The sequence below is a fragment of the Pseudothioclava nitratireducens genome (assembly GCF_029210495.1).
In the GTDB taxonomy this organism is placed as follows: domain Bacteria; phylum Pseudomonadota; class Alphaproteobacteria; order Rhodobacterales; family Rhodobacteraceae; genus Pseudothioclava; species Pseudothioclava nitratireducens.
The window spans coordinates 124272-141648 of sequence record NZ_JARGDK010000006.1; the positions used below are offsets into that span (position 1 = coordinate 124272).

Consider the following 17377-nt stretch of genomic DNA (forward strand, 5'->3'; position numbering starts at 1 on the left):
TCTAGGCGCGGCCCGTGGTCTGGTCAATCGAGCGCCGCTCAGGCGTCCTGATCGGCCTCGTCCTCGACATGGGCCACGCGCGCACCGGATTTGGCGCTGGTCACGACACCCAGCGATTTGAGCTTCCGGTGCAGCGCCGAGCGCTCCATGCCCACGAAATTCGCCGTGCGCGAAATGTTGCCTCCGAAGCGATTGATCTGGGTGAGCAGATATTCGCGCTCGAACAGTTCGCGCGCCTCGCGCAAAGGCAGCGTCGCCAGTTGCCCGCCGAGCACGATCCGCCCTTCTTCCTCCGGCGCGGCGTCGCCCGGCAGTTCGCGCGCCTCGATCGGCCCGGTGCCTTCGCCCAGGATCAGCACCCGCTCGATCACGTTGCGCAACTGGCGGATATTGCCCGGCCATTCCATGGTCTGCATCATCGCCGCCGCCTCTTCGGAAATCTCGCGCAGCGGCAGACCCTGAGCGCGGTTCAGCCCCTCGATGAAATGCTGAGCCAGCAGCGGCACATCCTCGCGCCGCTCCGAGAGCGCCGGGACCGCGATCGGCACGACGTTCAGGCGGTCGAACAATTCCTGACGGAAGCGCCCGGCGGCGATCTCGGAGGGCAGATCGCGGGTGGTCGAGGAAATCACCCGCAGATCGACGCGCACCTTGTCCGCCCCGCCCACTCGGGTGAATTGCTGTTCGGTCAGCACGCGCAGGATCTTGGACTGGGTGCCGAGCGGCATGTCGGCCACCTCGTCAAAATAGATCACCCCACCATGCGCTTGTTCGAGAAGACCCTTTTCGACCCCGCGTTCAGCGGTTTCGCGCCCGAACAGGACCTCTTCCATCCGCTCAGGCTCAATCGAGGCCGAGTTGACCGTCACGAAGGGCGCCGAGGCCCGGTTCGAATTCACATGGATGAAGCGCGCGGCGACTTCCTTGCCCGAGCCGGGCTCGCCCGTCAGCATCACCCGCCCATTGGATTTGGTCACCTTTTCAAGTTGATCCTTGAGCTTACGGAAGGCGGCGGCATTGCCCAGCATCTCTGCTGGCGTCCCCTCGCGGCGGCGCAAGGAACTGTTTTCCCGGCGCAGACGCGCGGTCTCCATCGCGCGCGAAATCACAACCAGAAGCTGGTCGATATTGAACGGCTTCTCGATGAAGTCGTAAGCGCCCTGCTTGATCGCCGCCACCGCGATCTCGATATTGCCGTGGCCCGAGATGATGATGACCGGCACGTCCGGGTTGTCGCGCTTCACATGCTTGAGGATGTCGATCCCGTCCATCCGGCTGTCCTTGAGCCAGATATCAAGGATCATCAGCGCCGGTTCCTCGGCGTTGAGCTGGTCCATGCACTCGTCCGAATTGGCCGCCAGACGGGTCTGGAAGCCCTCGTCCTTGAGGATATCCGCGATCAATTCCCGGATGTCCTTTTCGTCGTCCACGATCAGAATGTCACTCATGTCGTCCCCATTGTGGCCTCGGAGGGCCTTTCCTTGATGGCGCGGGCACCCGTGCGGGCGCGTGGCAGCCGGATTTCAGCCATGGCGCCCTGATGGGCCCCCGGCACGAAGGCGGGCGCATCGGTCAGCGTGAGCGTCCCGCCATGTTCTTCGATGATCTTCTTGACGATGGGCAGGCCGAGCCCGGTGCCCTTCGCACGCGTCGTCACATAGGGCTCGAACAGACGCGAGCGGTCGTGCGGCAGACCGATCCCATTATCCATGATGCGGATCGTGACCTGTTCCGGGCCCGCCTCCATGACCACGCGCACCTCCGGCACATAGTTTTCAGGCGCGCCTTTTTCATACAGGCTTTCAATGGCTTCGCCCGCGTTCTTAATCAGGTTTGTGACCGCCTGCGAGATCATCGTGGCGTCAAGCTCCACGATCTCCGGGGCCTCTGAGATTTCCGAGACCAGATTGGCCCCGTGCAACGCGTCTTGCTGCAACAGCACCGCATCGCGCATCAGCTTCGACAGGTCATGGTCGCGCCGGTCAGGTTCGGGCATGCGGGCAAAGCGCGAGAACTCATCAACAATGCGCCGCAAGTCATTGGTTTGACGAATGATTACGCCCGTATACTGATCCAGCGCCTCGACCTCTTCACCCGCAAGCGGCGTGAATTTGCGTTTGATACGCTCGGCCGAAAGCTGAATGGGCGTGAGCGGATTCTTGATCTCATGCGCGATCCGGCGCGCGACATCGCCCCAGGCCGCCATCCGCTGCGCCGAGACCAGCTCCGTCACATCCTCGAAGGCGACCACATAGCCTTCCGGCACACCCTCATCGTTGCGCCGCACAGCCATTCGCACCAAAAGACTTTCCAGACGCCCCCCGCGTGAAACCCGGATTTCCTCTTGAACCACCTCGTGAAGCCCTTCCCGCAAGCGATTGAAAAGGCTTTCAAACTCTGGAACCGCATCGCTAAGGACACGATCATGGTCGCGCTCGGGCGACAGCTCCAGAAGCCGCGTTGCAGACCGGTTCAGAAAGTCGAGCCGCCCCTCGGCATCCAGCCCGATCACACCCGAAGTCACCGACGAGAGCACAGAGTCAAACAGCCGCCGCCGGGCCTCGGTGGTCTCATGGGACGCGACCAGCGCCTCGCGCTGGCCTTTGAGCTGCCGGGTCATGCGGTTGAAGCTCTGGCCCAATGTGGCAATCTCATCGTCGCCATCGGCCTCGATCACGCGGGCATCAAGGTCCCCCGCGCCCACCCGCTCCGCCGCCGCCGCCAGCCGCCCGATGGGGCGCGACAGCCGCTCCGCGAACCACAGGCCCAGCCAAACCGCTGCGAGGATCAGGATCAGCGCGAAGCCGATATAAACGAGGCCGAATTCGAAAAGCACGCGCCCCCGTGTCGCCTCAAGCTGTTGGTAGAGGCTCACCGTCTCGCGCGTGTCGTCGAGCAGCGACAGGATGCCCCCGTCCACCGCGCGCGAGATGTAGAGATAGCGGTCCACGAACGCATCGAGTTGCTTGAGCGCCCGGAATTCCGAGTTCTCCCAATCCTCGATCAACACATCCTCGCCACGCTGCGCCCGCACGACCTCTTCGGGCGCGGGGGCCTCGTAATCGAAGAGATAGCTGCGCTCGCCGCGCGCGACGATCTCGCCGGTGCCGTCGATCACATAGGCCTCTTTCAAACCACGCTGAATGCTCGCCTGCCCAATGGTCAAAAGCTCGCGCAGATCGCCGTCGAGCATAAAGGTCGCCGCCTGCCGCCGCAGGTTCAGGAAGCCAGCCAGCGCGTCGATATCCTCGGTCAGGTCGCGACGATGCTCGCCCTGATAGGCCTCGGCGGCGGTCAGAGAAGTTCCGACCACCTCGCGGACGCGATCCGAAAACCAGCCTTCAAGACCGATATTCACCGTCAGGCCCGCAAAGACCGCGACCAGAACCGTCGGCACCAGCGCGATCCCCGCGAACACCCCCGTCAGACGCAAGGTCAGCCGCGACCCCGCCGAACGCGCGCGCCGGGCAGCCAGCATCTGCATCAGCCGCATGACGATCAGCCCGGCAAGCAGCAGGAAATAGATGAAATCGGCCAGAAGGATCAGCCGCAGCGCATTCGAATCCCCGCCCTGCCCCAGCGGCCCGAGCACGAAGAACGTGGCAATCGCCAGACACGGCCCAAGCACCACGAGCCCCAGCGTAATCAGGCTTTGAAACCGCCGCTGACGCCGCAATCGCACGAGACGATCCCACGCTGTCCGATGTGCCGTGCCCCGCACGAAAGCCCCCCACAAGCCAAGCTGCCGCCCGAATCCATAGGGACGAATATGCAACAGCCCTCTGTGGCAGGTTTACATCAGTTTGCGCCGCCGTGTCACCTGAATATCCAGATCGGTGATCTTTTTACGCAAGGTATTGCGGTTGATGCCAAGCAAATCGGCACATCTGGCCTGATTGCCGCCGGTCGCGTCGAGCGCGATTTCGATGAGCGGCGCCTCCATCTCCTTGAGAATGCGCTCATAAAGTCCCGGTGCGGGCAGGTTTCCCCCATGCAGGTCGAAATAACGCCGCAGGTGCCGCGCGATGGCCGCCGAGAGCTTTTCACCCTCCCCCCCCTGACGCAAAGGCTCGATCGCGGGCTGGTTGCCCAGCACGAATTCGACCTCGGAGCGGGTGATCTCTTCCTCGGGCGAGGTGACCACCAGACGGCGGATCGTATTTTCAAGCTGGCGCACATTGCCCGGCCAGGCATAGGCGCGCACCAGCGACTTGGCCTCGTTCGAGAGCCGCCGCGCGCCCAGCCCGTCACGCTCCGCGCGGGCCAGAAAGTGATCGGCCAGAAGCGGAATATCCTCGACCCGCTCACGCAGGGCGGGCACTTGCAGCGTGACGCCGCCCAGACGGTAGAACAGGTCCTGACGGAACTTGCCCGCCTCCATCAGACCCGACAAGTCGATCTGCGTCGTGGCCATGATCCGCGGCGCGGGGTCAGGCAACGCGTCGAGCATCCGCACGATCCGCGCCTGCGTCTCATCGTCGTAATCGCCCACCTCGTCAAAGACGAGACTGCCACCGCGCGCCTTTGCCAAGAGCATCGAGGGGCCCTCCGCGCCTTGAAGATCAGCGGCTTGCGCCACCACGAAGGGCAGCGTGCGGCGGTCCGAGAAGTCGTGGATCGCCCGCGCGATGAGCGATTTGCCCGTGCCGCTTTCGCCGAAGATCAGCACCGGCAGATCGGCATTCATTACCCGCGCGACAAGCCGGTAGAGCGCCTGCATCGCCGGTGTGCGCCCCACGAGCGGCAGATCGCCCCCCACATCGCGCAACTCGCCCGCCGGTTCCTTGGGCGTGACTTGCGCGCGGCGTTTCTGTTCGAGCGCGCGCGCGGCCCGTTTCATCAGATCGGGCAGATCGAAGGGCTTGGGCAAGTAGTCATAGGCCTCGGCCTCGGCGGCCTGAATCGCGGTCATGATGGTGTTCTGCGCCGAAATCACGATCACCGGCATACCGGGGCGGAGTTCGGAAATCCGGGGCAGCGCCTCAAGACCGTTTCCGTCCGGCATCATCACATCGGAAATGACCAGATCGCCCTTCCCTTCTTCGACCCACCGCATCAGCGTCACCAGCGAGGCGGTCGCATGCACCTTGCAGCCCGCGCGCGTCAGCGCCTGCGTCAAGACCGTGCGGATCGTCCGGTCGTCATCGGCGACAAGAACAGTTCCGTCCATAACTCACTTCTCCTTCGGCGCGACTGGTAAAGACACTCGAAAGGTGGTGCGTCCGGGCACCGAATCTACACTGATCCAGCCATCATGATCTGAAATTATCTTGGAAACCAAGGCGAGTCCCAACCCCGTTCCGTTCTCCCGACCGGAAACGAAAGGTTCGAATATAGAGGCGGCGATGTCGGGCGGGATGCCCGGACCATCGTCGATGATCTCAACCTGAAGCGGCAGCGGTTGCCCCGATCCGTCTTCACGCCGCAGCCGCAGCGAATGCTCGTAGAAGGTGCGTAGCCTGAGCGTGCCCGAGCCCTTGCAGGCCTCGGAGGCATTCTTGAGAAGGTTCAGGAAGACCTGCGTCAGCTGGTCGGCATCGCCCAGCGTATTGGGCAGCGAGGGGTCGTAATCCTCGATGAATTTCATGTTCGCGCCAAAGCCCACCGCGGCCGATTTGCGCGCGCGGTCGAGCACGTCATGCAGGTTCACCGCGCGCTTTTCGGGCGGTCGCACATTGCCAAACTGCTCGACCTGTTCGAGCAGCTTCACGATGCGGCGGGTCTCGTCGACGATGAGATCTGTCAGTTCCAGATCCTCGCCAGAAAGGTTCATCGACAAAAGCTGCGCGGCCCCTGCGATCCCGGCAAGCGGGTTCTTGATCTCATGGGCCAGCATCTCGGCCATGCCGATCGCGGAGCGCGCCGCCGATTTGACCTGGCTCGCACGGCCCAGACGCTCGGCAATCTCGCGCGGCGAAATCAGCAAGAGCACCGTGTCCGGGTCGTCGCCCACGGGCGCGGCCTGAAGGTTGCACTGCACCGGCGCGCGTTCGCCGGTCGTCACGTCCACATCGTTGACGAACAGCTCCGAGCGGTTCTTGCGCACCCGCGCGAACACCTCTTCGAGCGGCGCGGTGATCGAGATCCGCTCGAGCACGCTTTGCCCCTTGAGCGATTTGGCCGAGATATTGAGGAACAGTTCGGCGGCCGGATTGACCTCTTCGACGCGGTCCACCGCGTTGATCAGAAGCGCCGGGATTGGCAGCGAATTCCAGATGATGCCGGGCGGGGGCAGGTTCATGCGGCCTCTCTTGCGCCAAAGGCGGCACGGATGAGCGAAAGCGTAGCCTCGGGCGTTTGCGAGACCATCATCTCGGCCCGCAGCGGCGCGCCCGCGCGCTCGGCATACCAACCCAGATGCTTGCGCGCGAGGCGCAGCCCCAGATCGGTGCCGTAGAAGCTCAGGATCGCCTCGTAATGCTCCGAAATGAAATCGGCGAGCGCGCCGCCCGTGGGCACACGCGGCGCAGGCGTGCCGTGAAGCGCATGGGCGATCTCGGCCAGAACCCAAGGCGCGCCCTGCGCACCGCGCCCGACCATGACCCCATCCGCGCCCGATTGCTGAAGCGCCGTCCGGGCGCTCTCGGCGTCGATCACATCGCCATTGGCGACAACCGGGATCGAAACGGCTTCGCGCACCGCCCGGATCGCGGACCAGTCGGCCGTGCCTTTGTAGAATTGCATCCGGGTGCGCCCATGCACGACGACCATCCGCACGCCCGCCGCTTCGGCGCGCGCCGCGAGGTCGGGCGCGTTGCGGGTCTCGTCATCCCAGCCCAGCCGCATCTTGAGGGTAACCGGCACATCGACCGCCTCCGCCACCGCCTCGATCAGCCGCAGCGCATGATCCGGGTCGCGCATCAGCGCCGCCCCCGAGAGCCCCCCCGTCACTTTCTTCGCCGGACAGCCCATGTTGATGTCGATGATCCGCGCGCCCATGTCCGCCACGATCCGCGCGGCCTCTGCCATCGGCTGCGCCTCGCGCCCGGCAAGCTGCACCGAGGCCGCAAGATCGAGCCCCATATCCGCCCGCGCCTTGGCCCGAACCGAGGGTTTCGCGGTCAGCATCTCGCCGCTCGCCACCATCTCGGACACGACAAGCCCTGCGCCAAAGCGGGCCACCATCCGCCGGAACGGCAGATCGGTGATCCCGGCCATCGGCGCCAGAAAAACCGGCGGGTCGAGCGTGATATGTCCCAGTGTCAGCGGCACGGTAAATCCTTTGGTTGCCTCGGAATTAGCCGCTCATGGGCAGAATCACAATCAAAGCCCCACAAAATGGACGCCAAAAACAGCAATCGCACATTTTTTAAGCGCCGCATCGGCGCGAAACCTCGAAATCCGCCCGAAAGCGACGCATTGCGCCGCTGCGCCCTATCGCCTAAGCCTTGAGCGAAACGCGGAGGGTTCATGTCAGTCGCCGTCATCATCGTGGCCGCCGGACGCGGCACCCGCGCCGGAGGGGAAATGCCCAAGCAATGGCGCCCGCTCGCAGGTCAGCCGGTGCTGGCCCATACGGTGCGCGCGCTCAGCGGCTTTGGGCGTATCGTGGTCGTGTTGCATCCCGATGACATGGCGCTGGGGGCGGAGATACTTGGCGGATCGGTCACGCTGGTTGCCGGCGGGGAGACGCGCGACGCCTCGGTGCGCAATGCGCTGGAGTTGCTGGCCGGCACCGGGATCGAGCAGGTGCTGATCCATGACGGCGCCCGCCCGCTGGTCGACACGGCTCTGGTCGGGCGGGTTCTGGCTGCGCTCGAAGGGGCCGAGGCCGCCGCGCCCGCCCTGCCCGTCTCGGATGCGCTCTGGCGGGGCGCGGAGGGCATGGTGACGGGCACAGAGGACCGCACGGGCCTCTGGCGCGCGCAGACCCCGCAGGGCTTTCGCTTTGAGACGATCCTCGCCGCGCATCGCGCCCATCCGGGCGGTGCCGCCGACGATGTCGAGGTCGCCCGCGCCGCAGGCCATGCGGTTGCGATCGTCGCGGGCAGCGAGGACAATCTCAAGATCACCTATCCCGAAGATTTCGAACGGGCCGAGAGGCTATTGGGGGCAAGAATGGATATCCGGCTGGGCAATGGCTATGACGTGCACGCCTTCACCGAGGGCGATCATGTCATCCTCTGCGGTGTGAAAATCCCGCATGACAAGGCGCTTCTGGGCCATTCCGACGCGGATGTCGGCATGCATGCCGCGACCGACGCGATCTATGGCGCGCTGGCCGAGGGGGATATCGGGCGGCATTTCCCGCCATCCGATCCGCAATGGAAAGGCGCGGCCTCGGAGATTTTCCTCGCCCATGCCGCCGAACTGGCCCGCACGCGCGGTTTTCGGATCGGCAATATCGACGTGACGCTGGTCTGCGAGCGACCCAAGATCGGCCCACATGCCGAAGCGATGATGGCCGAGATGGCGCGGATCATGGGGCTAGAGCCCACCCGCGTGTCGGTCAAGGCGACGACCTCGGAACGGCTGGGCTTCACCGGCCGCGAGGAAGGCATCGCCGCGATCGCCACCGCCACCCTGATCAAGGACTAAGCCGATGAACCGCGAGGCGCTGCAACTGATCAACACCTTCTTCTACGTGGGTCAGATGAAACCCGCGCCGGGCACATGGGGTTCTTTGGCGGCGCTGGTCGTCGGCTGGGGGATCGAGCGTTACCTTGGCTTTTGGCCGCTGGTCGTGGCGACGGTGCTGGTGACCGCACTCGGCTTCGTCACCATCAAGGCGGAACTCGCGCTGCGTCCCGGCGAAGAAGACCCTTCCGAGATCGTCATCGACGAGGTTGCGGGCATGTGGCTGGCGCTTCTGTTCCCCGCCATGGGGTTCTGGATGCGCGATATGTCGATGGTCTGGCCGGGACCGCTCGCGGCCTTCGTGCTGTTCCGGCTGTTTGACATCCGCAAACCGTGGCTTGTCGGGCGCGCGGACCGGCGGGGCGACCCCGCGGGGGTCATGCTCGACGATCTTTGGGCGGGCGTCTTCGCGGGCATCTGCACGTTCCTCCTCGCGGGCCTCTACCATGCGGTGCTGATGTGAGCCTGCCCGCCGAGATCCTCGATGCGGCCAAGGCGGCGGGCGTGATGATCGCCACCGCCGAGAGCTGCACCGGCGGCATGGTCGCGGTGGCGCTGACCGATATCCCCGGCTCCTCGGCGGTCGTGGAACGTGGCTTTGTGACCTATACCAACGCCGCCAAGACCGAGATGCTGGGCGTGCGCCCTGCGACGCTCGAGGCGCATGGCGCGGTCTCCGAAGAGGTCGCGCGGGAAATGGCCGAGGGCGCACTTGCACATAGCAAAGCCCAGCTTGCTGTCGCCATCACCGGCATCGCAGGCCCCGGCGGCTCCGAGTTCAAACCCGAAGGCCGCGTCTGTTTCGGACTGGCCCGAACCGGCCACGACACGCAGACCGAAGCCGTCGAATTCGGTGCCATCGGGCGCGCAAAAGTGCGCGCAGCGGCCCGCGATCATGCGCTGGGCCTCTTGCGCGCAGCCCTGCGCTAAGGTTCACGAACCGCCCCCATATGGGCATTTGAGACATTCTTGCGCGTAAATCTTGGGCAGTTTGAAAACCGCCCGCAAAATGCGCGCCCCCCCAACGCATATGCCTCTTTCTCTGGCGCGCGCTTCATGGTCCTGCCCCTCCAACGACCGAAACGGAGGATTTGGGATGAATGGGGCTGATACCGCGTGGATCATGGTTGCGACCGCGCTTGTATTGTTCATGACGCTGCCGGGGCTGGCGCTGTTCTACGGCGGTCTGGTGCGGGCGCGCAACGTGCTGTCGATCTTCATGCAGTGTTTCTCGATTGCCGCGCTGATGAGCATCCTGTGGCTGCTGGGCGGCTACTCGGTGGCCTTTGGCGAGGGCAATGCCCTCTGGGGCGGCCTTGGTAAATTCGGCCTTCTGGGCATTGACGCCGACACCGTCTCGGGCTCGATCCCCGAAGTGCTGTTCTTCGCCTTCCAGATGACCTTTGCCATCATTACACCCGCGCTGTTCATCGGGGCCTTTGTCGAGCGCGTGAACTTCGCCTTCGTGATGGCCTTCTCGGCGCTTTGGATGTTTCTGGTCTATGCGCCGGTCACCCACTGGATCTGGGGTGGCGGTCTGATGGCGGATGGCGGCATCTTTGGCGCGGTCGGCACCAAGGATTTCGCGGGCGGTATCGTCGTGCACGAAACCGCAGCGCTTGCCGCGCTCTTGCTGGCGATCATGATCGGCCCGCGCAAGCACCGCACCACACCGCCGCATAACCCCGGCATGGTCGCCATGGGCGCGGGCATGCTCTGGGTCGGCTGGTTCGGCTTCAACGGCGGCTCGCTGCTGGCCGCAGATGGCGGCGCCGCGATGGCGATCACCGTGACCCATATCTCCGCCGCCGCCGCCTCGCTGAGCTGGGCCGCGTGGGAGCGCATCAAGTTCGGCCGCTCGTCGCTGGTCGGCATCGTGACCGGCACCATCGCGGGTCTGGCCTCGATCACCCCGGCCTCGGGCTTTGTCGGGCCGCTGGAAGCGCTCCTGATCGGGACGGTCGCCGGTGTGCTCTGCCAAGAGGCCGTGGTGCTCATCCGTGAGCGCCTCAAGATCGACGACACGCTCGATGTTTTTGCCGTGCATGGTGTGGGCGGGATCTTCGGCACGATGATGATCGCCATTTTCGGCCATGGCAGCTATCTGGCGCAGTTCGGCGCACTGGTGCTGGTCGGCCTCTACACGCTGGCGGTCAGCTTCGTGATCGCCAAGCTGGTGGCGCTGGTCTTCCCGATGCGCGTGGACAAGGAAGCCGAGACCAACGGGCTCGACCTCTCGACCCATGGCGAACGCGCCTATGACATGAATTCCTGACCTTTCGGGACACAAGCGCAAAGGCCGCCTTCGGGCGGCCTTTTTTGTTGGCTCAGGCGGCGGGGCCGTAAAGCGCGATGGCGCGTTCCTCGAAAGCGCGCACGATCCGGCGCATCGCCTCGTCAAACACGACGCCGATCACCTTTTGCAGGATCGCATTGCGGAACTCGAAATCGACATAGAACTCGACATCGCAGCCGCCCTCGGGCCGATCGGCAAACTGCCACCAACTGCGCAGGTATTTGAACGGCCCGTCGAGGTAATCCACCTCGACCCGGTTGCGCTCCGGCCAGAGCGTCGCGCGCGAGCCGAACTTTTCGCGGAACACCTTGAACGAGATCACCAGATCCGCCTCCAGCACCTCCGACCCGTCCGGCCCCGGCCTGCGCGTGCGCACCCGCGCCGCAGAGTTCCACGGCAGGAATTCCGGGTAGCGCTGCACATCCGAAACCAGATCATACATCTGCCGGGCAGTGTAAGGCATCACGCGCTTTTCGGAATGGGTGGGCATGGGCTGACCTTTATTTCCTCCACGCCTTAGATGCGATAAACCCTTTGGGGGGTGCAAGGCCCCGCACCCCATTTTTCCGGCAAGGAGACCGAGATGCCGCACCGCCCCCATGAGATCGTGCAGATGATCTCGGCCAAGCAGATCGCCGCGCGCGTCGAGGATCTCGCCCGCGAAATCACCGCCGCCTTCGCCGATACCGACAAGCTGGTGGTGGTGGGGCTCTTGCGCGGCTCTTTCGTCTTCATCGCCGATCTGGTGCGCGAGATCGACCTGCCGGTCGAGGTCGATTTCCTCGAAGCCAGCTCTTACGGCGACAGCACCGAAAGCTCGCGCGAGGTGCGTATCCTCAAGGACCTGCGCGCCGGCATCGAGGGGCGCGACGTGCTGGTGGTCGAGGATATCGTCGATACCGGCTACACGCTTCAGCACGTGATGGGCATGCTGCGGGCCCGCAAACCGCGCCGGATCGAGTGCTGTGCGCTGCTCGACAAGCCCTCCCGGCGCGAGGTGGACATCCGCGCGACATGGACCGGCTTTGACATCCCCGACGAATTCGTCGTGGGCTACGGCATCGACTTCGCGCAGCGCAACCGCAACCTGCCCTATATCGGCAAGGTCCGGTTCCTGCCCGAGGATACCAAATGAACATGACCTGGCTCATGCGGATGGCGCGCTGGGCGCGCCGCCCCCCTTCGATGCGTCAGGTCAGGATCGTGGCCGTGGTGATTGCGGTCGTTCTGGTGATCGCGGGTCTCGAATGGCTCGGGCTCTGGCCTGATTGGGCGACGGTCGAACCGCGCGGCGGCCGCCTGCCGCGGCTGAACTGATTTCCTTGCCTTCGCGCATGTTCGCCCCAGATTTTCTCTGAGCAGGGAGGATCTAAGATGCGCCGGATAGTGATCGTTCTCGTCTTGCTGGGACTGTTCGGGCTTGGCGTTTTCCTGATCGTCACCCGCCCCGGCCATGCCGATCCCGAGCGTTTCCGGGGCATCGAGGGCAATATCGCCCGCGGCGAGATGGTCTATTATGCCGCGGGCTGCGGCTCGTGCCACATGGCCGAGGGCGCGCAGGGCGAGGCGCGTCTGGTTCTGTCCGGCGGGCAACGCTTTGCTAGCCCCTTCGGCACCTTCCTCGCCCCCAATATATCCCCTTCGGAACAAGGCATCGCCAACTGGTCGCGTCAGGCTTTGGCCGATGCGCTCTGGCATGGGACCGGACGCGAGCGCGGGCATCTCTACCCGGCGCTACCCTATGCGTCCTACGTGAAGATGACCGCGCAAGACCTTGCCGATCTTTATGAATTTCTGAAAACCTTGCCCGCCGACCCGACGCCCTCCGCCCCCCATGAGGTCGGTTTTCCGTTCAACATCCGGGCGTCCCTTGGCGGCTGGAAGATGCTCTTCTTCACCGATGATTGGGTGATCGAGGGCGATCTGAGCGCCGAGGAAGCGCGCGGGCGCTATCTGGTCGAGGCGCTCGGCCATTGCGGCGAATGTCACACGCCGCGCAACGCGCTGGGCGGGATGGACAAGAACCGCTGGCTCGCCGGTGTGCCGGGCGAAGGCGGCGCGCCCAATATCACGCCCGCCAAGCTTGGCTGGAGCGTCGAAGAGATCGCCTATTACCTAGAGAGCGGCTTCACCCCCGATTATGACAGCGTCGGCGGCCATATGGCCTATGTGGTGGACAATTACGCCAAACTCCCGCCCGAAGATCGCGCCGCCGTGGCCGCCTATCTCAAGCGCGTGCCGGCGGTGGAGTGATCACTCCGCCGCCTGCCCTTCGAGGACCGGGCGCAGCCGGCTTTCGATGACGCGCTCGGTCACCGGCCCCGCAAAGCGGAACAGCACCTTGCCCTCGCCATCGACGACGAAAGTCTCGGGTACGCCGTAAACCCCCCAGTCGAGCGCCATCCGCCCCGTCGCATCCGCGCCGATCGCGGCATAGGGATTGCCCAGATCACCGAGGAATTTCAGCGCCTGCTCGGGCGTGTCCTTGTAGTTCACGCCGAGGATCTCAACCCCTTCGGCGGCCAGCGCCTCCAGGTTCGGATGCTCGACCCGGCAAGGCGCGCACCACGACGCCCAGAAGTTCACCAGCTTGATCTCGCCATCGCGCAGATCCGCATCGGTAAAGGGCGCGCCGGTGCCCAGCGGCGTAAGCTGCACCGGCGGCGCATCCTTGCCCGCCAGCGCCGAGGGGAGCTGCTTGGGGTCTTCGCGCCCCATACCCCAGATGAACATGCCTGCCAGCCCCGCAAAGATCAGCGGCGGCAGGAGCATCAGCGGTCTAGCCATTTTTACGCCCCATCCGTTCTTCCTGAAGCTCCAGCGCGCGGCGGGTTTTCGCCCCCTTCCACAGCGTCCAGACCGTGAGCAGCACCAAGGGCAGGATTGTCCCGATATAGGACAGGATCACCGTGGCCGCGTATTTTCCAAGCTCGGGCATCATGCCATGCGCTCCCTTTGTTCAAGCGCCTTGAGACGGCGCGCGCGGATCTCGGTGCGGGTGCGCAAGAGAAGCAGCGTCACGAACAGCAGCACGAAACCCGCAAGGCAGATCAGCAGCGGGAACCAGTAGACATCGGAGATGTTCTCCTCCTTGTCGAGCGAGAGCGTGGCCCCCTGATGGAGCCCCTGGTTCCAGAAATTCACCGCATAGCGCGAGAGCAGTGCAAAGACCGAGCCCACAAGGCACAGAACCCCCGTCAGGTCCGCCGCCGTGTCGGGGTTATCAATCGCCTCCCAGAGCGCCATGTAGCCCAGATAGAACAGGAACAGGATCAGGAACGAGGTCAGTCGCGGGTCCCATTCCCACCACGTCCCCCACATGGGCTGGCCCCAGACCGCGCCGGTAATGAGCGCGATCAGCGTCATAACCATGCCGATCGGCGCGGCTGCCTTAGCGGCCAGCGCCGAGACATGGTGGCGCCGGATCAGCCAGATCAGCGAGGTGACGAGCATCATCACCCAGATATTGATCGCCATCATCGCGGACGGCACGTGGACATAGATCACCTTGACGGTGGACCCGAAATTCGTGGCCTCGGGCGTGAAAAAGAAGCCCCAGATCAGCCCGACGACAAGGCAGATCACCGTCAACCCCGTCACCCAGGGCAACAGCATCGACGAGGTCTTCATGAATTTTACGGGGTTGGCATATTCCCAGATCGACATCGGGTCTGGCTCACTCCTGTTCGTTCGCGCGTTTGTCCTAGCACGATTGTCATATTTTGCCCTAGCGCAACTTGACGCGGGTCAAACTCACCGCAAGTTGACCCGGATCGCCGCTGCCGAGGCGAAGGGCACGACCGCGATGACGGCGGTGGTGATGCCGCCCAGCATCAGAAGCGGCACCTGCGTGGCCATGCCTTCGGCCCCGCGCCGGATCAGCTCTGCCCCGAAGATCAGGGTCGGCACGTAAAGCGGCAGCACCAAGAGCGACAGCAAGAGCCCGCCCCGCTTGAGCCCCACCGTGAGCGCCGCGCCGAAGGTGCCGAGCACCGAAAGCGCGGGCGTCCCGAGCAGAAGCGAAATGACCAGCCATTGATAGGCCGCGCCCTCAAGATGCAGCAGCACCCCGAAAACCGGGGCCGCAACCACGAGCGGTAGCCCCGTGGTGATCCAATGCGCAAGCGCCTTCATCGTCACCACCCCTTCGAGCGGCACGGGCGCGGTCGCCAGAAGGTCGAGCGAGCCATCCTCAAAATCGAGCGCGAAGATCCGGTCGAGCGACAGCAGGCAAGCGAGAAGCGAGCCAAGCCAGAGGATACCGGGTGCGATCCGCGCAAGGATACCGCCTTCGGGGCCGACCCCGAACGGGACCAGCGTGACCACGATCAGGAAAAAGGCAAGCCCAAGGCCAAAGCCCCCGCCCGCGCGGATCGCGAGCTTCAGGTCGCGTGACAAGAGCGCTAGCATGACGGGCCTCCGCGCATCCGGGACGCGTGGGTGCCTCCGGCGGGGATATTTGTGGCAGACTTACGATGCATGCTCATATGAAGGCCTCATCGAAAGCGCCCGAAATACCGCCCTGCTCGGGTGGTTTGGCCTTGAAGGGCGCAAGGTCGAGGATCGCCGCCTCGGGGATGCCGAGGTCGATATGGGTCGCCATCAGCGCGGCGCCGCCTTGCGCAAGATGGGCGCGCACCGCATCGGCAAAAAGCGCGACCGAGGCCGCGTCGAGCGAGACCGTCGGTTCGTCGAGCACCCAGACAGGGCGGCCCGTCACAAGCAGCCGCGCAAGGCCAAGGCGGCGTTTCTGCCCCGCCGAGAGGCTCATTGCCGGGCGCTCGGTCAGGCCGCGCAGGTTCATTCGGTCCAGTGCGCCCTCGATGCTGTCGGTGCCATAGACCGAGGCCCAGAAGTCAAGGTTCTCGGTCACCGTCAGCGTCGATTTGAGCCCGTCGGAATGGCCCGCATAGGCCATCGACTCGGGCGGCATCGAGATGGAGCCGTGAAGCGCGGGTTGCAGCCCTGCCAGCGTGCGCAGAAGGGTCGTTTTGCCGATCCCGTTCGGACCGCGCAGCACCAGCGCATGGCCGGCATCGAGCCCAAAGCTCAGCCCTTCGAGCACTGCCAGCCCGCCCCGTGTCACCGCCAGATTGTCAACGCTCAGCATGGTCATGGCTTGGCCTTAGTCGATCCGGCGGTTGAGGGAAAGGGTCAGCTCGCACCCTGCGACGGCATAGCCATCAGCGCGGCGGCCACGCGGCGGCCTTCGGAGAGAAGCACATTATAGGTGCGCGCCGCAGACGGCGTGGCCATCGGCTCGCACATGACACCTGCGGCTTCGAGTTCAGCCACAAGATCGCGCGGCAGAAACGCGATCTCGGCACCGGTGCCGACGAAGAGCACATCGACCTTGCCTGCCAGCGCCAGAAGCGGCGCGCGGTCGTCATAGCCGGACCAGAGCGCGACGCTGCCCGCCTCGATCACCACGTTGCCGTGATGAACCTCTCCGGCGATACGAAAGAACCCCGGTCCGTAGCCATCGACCGGCAGCGCGCCACCATATTCGGCCTCAGTTATCGGCATTCTCAACCTTCTCGGTGAAGAACTTGGCGGAGGGGTCTTCGGTCTTCTTGTCGCGGTTCACGCCAAGGAACAGGACGATATTCTTGGCCACGAAGACCGAGGAATAGGTCCCGATGATGACGCCCCAGGTCATTGCGAAAACGAAACCCCGGATCACGTCGCCCCCCAGCACCAGAAGCGCGATCAGCGCGATCAGCGTGGTCCCCGAGGTCATCACCGTCCGCGCGAGCGTTTCGTTGACCGAGAGGTTCATCACCTCGCGCAGCGGCATGGATTTGTACTTCACGAGGTTTTCGCGCAGCCGGTCGAATACGATCACCGTGTCGTTGATCGAGTAGCCGAGGATCGTGAGCAGCGCGGCGATGATCGTCAGGTCGAAGCGGATCTGGAACAGCGCAAAGATACCGACCGTGACCACGACGTCATGCACCAGCGCCGCGACGGCCCCGATCGAGAACTGCCATTCGAAGCGCAACCAGATATAGACGAGGATCGCCCCCGTCGCCGCCAAAACCGACCAGATCGCGGTCCAGATCAGCTCGCCCGAGACCTTGGGGCCGACGGATTCGGTGGAAACGAATTTCACCGATGGGTCGACCACCTGAAGCGCCGCCTCGATCGCGCTGAGCGTCTCGGGCGTGACCGCCTCGTCGCCTTCCTGCGCCTGAATGCGGATCATGCCCACATGCTGATCGGCGTCGAAATTCGGATCGAACACTTCGGTGATCGAGACATCGCCAAGGTTCAGCGGTTGTAGCGTGTCACGATACAGCCCGACATCGAGCGGCTGGGTCGACTCGGTGCGGATCGTGGTCCCGCCCCGGAAGTCGATGCCGAAATTGAGCCCCATCGTCAGCACCAGCACGATGGAGGCGATCACCATCGCCACCGAGAAGCCGAAGGTCAGGACCTGATGCCTGAAGAAGTCGAAATGGGTGACTTCAGGAACGAGTTTGAGACGGAAAGCCATGATCGTCG

20 protein-coding genes are annotated in these 17377 nt (G+C 64.4%); 7 read left to right on the forward strand and 13 right to left on the reverse strand.

Annotation, left to right across the window (positions count from 1 at the left end):
• Positions 1–38: 38 nt before the first annotated feature.
• The 5 genes from ntrX to dusB all read right to left on the reverse strand — a co-directional run bounded on the left by ntrX (position 39) and on the right by dusB (position 7212).
• A complete protein-coding gene (gene ntrX, locus P0X85_RS09070; RefSeq protein ID WP_275811724.1) occupies positions 39–1448 on the reverse strand; it encodes a nitrogen assimilation response regulator NtrX in 1410 nt (469 codons plus the stop codon).
• Entirely contained in the window at positions 1445–3721 is a 2277-nt protein-coding gene (locus tag P0X85_RS09075; protein ID WP_275811726.1) for a sensor histidine kinase NtrY-like, read from the reverse strand. Before P0X85_RS09075 ends, ntrX begins: the two co-directional genes overlap by 4 nt.
• Positions 3722–3793: 72 nt before the next feature.
• Positions 3794–5170 carry a response regulator gene (locus P0X85_RS09080; protein WP_275811728.1) on the reverse strand — a complete coding sequence of 459 codons (1377 nt, stop codon included), beginning with the start codon at positions 5168–5170 and terminating at the stop codon, positions 3794–3796.
• Positions 5171–5173: 3 nt separating this feature from the next.
• On the reverse strand, positions 5174–6241 hold the full coding sequence (locus tag P0X85_RS09085) for a two-component system sensor histidine kinase NtrB (RefSeq protein WP_275811730.1): 1068 nt from the start codon (positions 6239–6241) through the stop codon (positions 5174–5176).
• Positions 6238–7212 carry a tRNA dihydrouridine synthase DusB gene (gene dusB / locus P0X85_RS09090; protein WP_275811732.1) on the reverse strand — a complete coding sequence of 325 codons (975 nt, stop codon included), beginning with the start codon at positions 7210–7212 and terminating at the stop codon, positions 6238–6240. Before dusB ends, P0X85_RS09085 begins: the two co-directional genes overlap by 4 nt.
• A 198-nt stretch (positions 7213–7410) precedes the next feature.
• Here dusB and P0X85_RS09095 point away from each other — a divergent pair, with 198 nt between their 5' ends.
• The 4 genes from P0X85_RS09095 (at position 7411) to P0X85_RS09110 (ending at position 10852) form a co-directional block, all read left to right on the forward strand.
• Entirely contained in the window at positions 7411–8538 is a 1128-nt protein-coding gene (locus tag P0X85_RS09095) for a bifunctional 2-C-methyl-D-erythritol 4-phosphate cytidylyltransferase/2-C-methyl-D-erythritol 2,4-cyclodiphosphate synthase (protein ID WP_275811734.1), read from the forward strand.
• 4 nt (positions 8539–8542) lie between these two features.
• Positions 8543–9040 carry a phosphatidylglycerophosphatase A family protein gene (locus tag P0X85_RS09100; RefSeq protein WP_275811736.1) on the forward strand — a complete coding sequence of 166 codons (498 nt, stop codon included), beginning with the start codon at positions 8543–8545 and terminating at the stop codon, positions 9038–9040.
• Positions 9037–9507 carry a CinA family protein gene (locus tag P0X85_RS09105; protein ID WP_275811738.1) on the forward strand — a complete coding sequence of 157 codons (471 nt, stop codon included), beginning with the start codon at positions 9037–9039 and terminating at the stop codon, positions 9505–9507. Before P0X85_RS09100 ends, P0X85_RS09105 begins: the two co-directional genes overlap by 4 nt.
• Positions 9508–9673: 166 nt before the next feature.
• The gene (locus P0X85_RS09110; protein ID WP_275811741.1) at positions 9674–10852 is read left to right on the forward strand and encodes an ammonium transporter; all 1179 of its coding nucleotides are present in this window, start codon (positions 9674–9676) and stop codon (positions 10850–10852) included.
• Positions 10853–10904: 52 nt separating this feature from the next.
• On the opposite strand, the gene P0X85_RS09115 is transcribed toward P0X85_RS09110, so the two are convergent.
• Entirely contained in the window at positions 10905–11363 is a 459-nt protein-coding gene (locus P0X85_RS09115; protein ID WP_275811743.1) for a type II toxin-antitoxin system RatA family toxin, read from the reverse strand.
• A gap of 93 nt (positions 11364–11456) precedes the next feature.
• Here P0X85_RS09115 and hpt point away from each other — a divergent pair, with 93 nt between their 5' ends.
• From hpt to P0X85_RS09130, 3 genes are read left to right on the forward strand one after another with little or no spacing between them, the layout of a single operon-like run.
• Positions 11457–12008, forward strand: a complete 552-nt coding sequence (hpt, locus tag P0X85_RS09120) for a hypoxanthine phosphoribosyltransferase (protein WP_275811745.1) — start codon at positions 11457–11459, stop codon at positions 12006–12008.
• A 2-nt stretch (positions 12009–12010) separates the two neighbouring features.
• A complete protein-coding gene (locus tag P0X85_RS09125; protein ID WP_338030525.1) occupies positions 12011–12190 on the forward strand; it encodes a hypothetical protein in 180 nt (59 codons plus the stop codon).
• Positions 12191–12247: 57 nt separating this feature from the next.
• Complete coding sequence (locus tag P0X85_RS09130) at positions 12248–13126, forward strand: c-type cytochrome (protein WP_275811749.1); 879 nt, start codon at positions 12248–12250, stop codon at positions 13124–13126.
• Here the strand turns inward: P0X85_RS09130 and P0X85_RS09135 are convergent, their stop codons facing one another.
• The 7 genes from P0X85_RS09135 to secF form a co-directional block, all read right to left on the reverse strand.
• Complete coding sequence (locus P0X85_RS09135) at positions 13127–13660, reverse strand: DsbE family thiol:disulfide interchange protein (protein ID WP_275811752.1); 534 nt, start codon at positions 13658–13660, stop codon at positions 13127–13129. It abuts the gene before it with no gap.
• Positions 13653–13814, reverse strand: a complete 162-nt coding sequence (gene ccmD, locus P0X85_RS09140) for a heme exporter protein CcmD (protein WP_275811753.1) — start codon at positions 13812–13814, stop codon at positions 13653–13655. The genes P0X85_RS09135 and ccmD overlap by 8 nt, the downstream gene beginning before the upstream one ends.
• Positions 13811–14539 carry a heme ABC transporter permease gene (locus P0X85_RS09145; RefSeq protein ID WP_275811755.1) on the reverse strand — a complete coding sequence of 243 codons (729 nt, stop codon included), beginning with the start codon at positions 14537–14539 and terminating at the stop codon, positions 13811–13813. The genes ccmD and P0X85_RS09145 overlap by 4 nt, the downstream gene beginning before the upstream one ends.
• Positions 14540–14626: 87 nt before the next feature.
• The gene (ccmB, locus tag P0X85_RS09150; protein ID WP_275811757.1) at positions 14627–15283 is read right to left on the reverse strand and encodes a heme exporter protein CcmB; all 657 of its coding nucleotides are present in this window, start codon (positions 15281–15283) and stop codon (positions 14627–14629) included.
• Between the two features lie 73 nt (positions 15284–15356).
• A complete protein-coding gene (gene ccmA, locus P0X85_RS09155) occupies positions 15357–15989 on the reverse strand; it encodes a heme ABC exporter ATP-binding protein CcmA (protein ID WP_275811759.1) in 633 nt (210 codons plus the stop codon).
• A 38-nt stretch (positions 15990–16027) separates the two neighbouring features.
• The gene (locus P0X85_RS09160) at positions 16028–16399 is read right to left on the reverse strand and encodes an Mth938-like domain-containing protein (protein WP_275811761.1); all 372 of its coding nucleotides are present in this window, start codon (positions 16397–16399) and stop codon (positions 16028–16030) included.
• Entirely contained in the window at positions 16386–17369 is a 984-nt protein-coding gene (gene secF, locus P0X85_RS09165) for a protein translocase subunit SecF (RefSeq protein ID WP_275811763.1), read from the reverse strand. The genes P0X85_RS09160 and secF overlap by 14 nt, the downstream gene beginning before the upstream one ends.
• Positions 17370–17377: the final 8 nt, after the last annotated feature.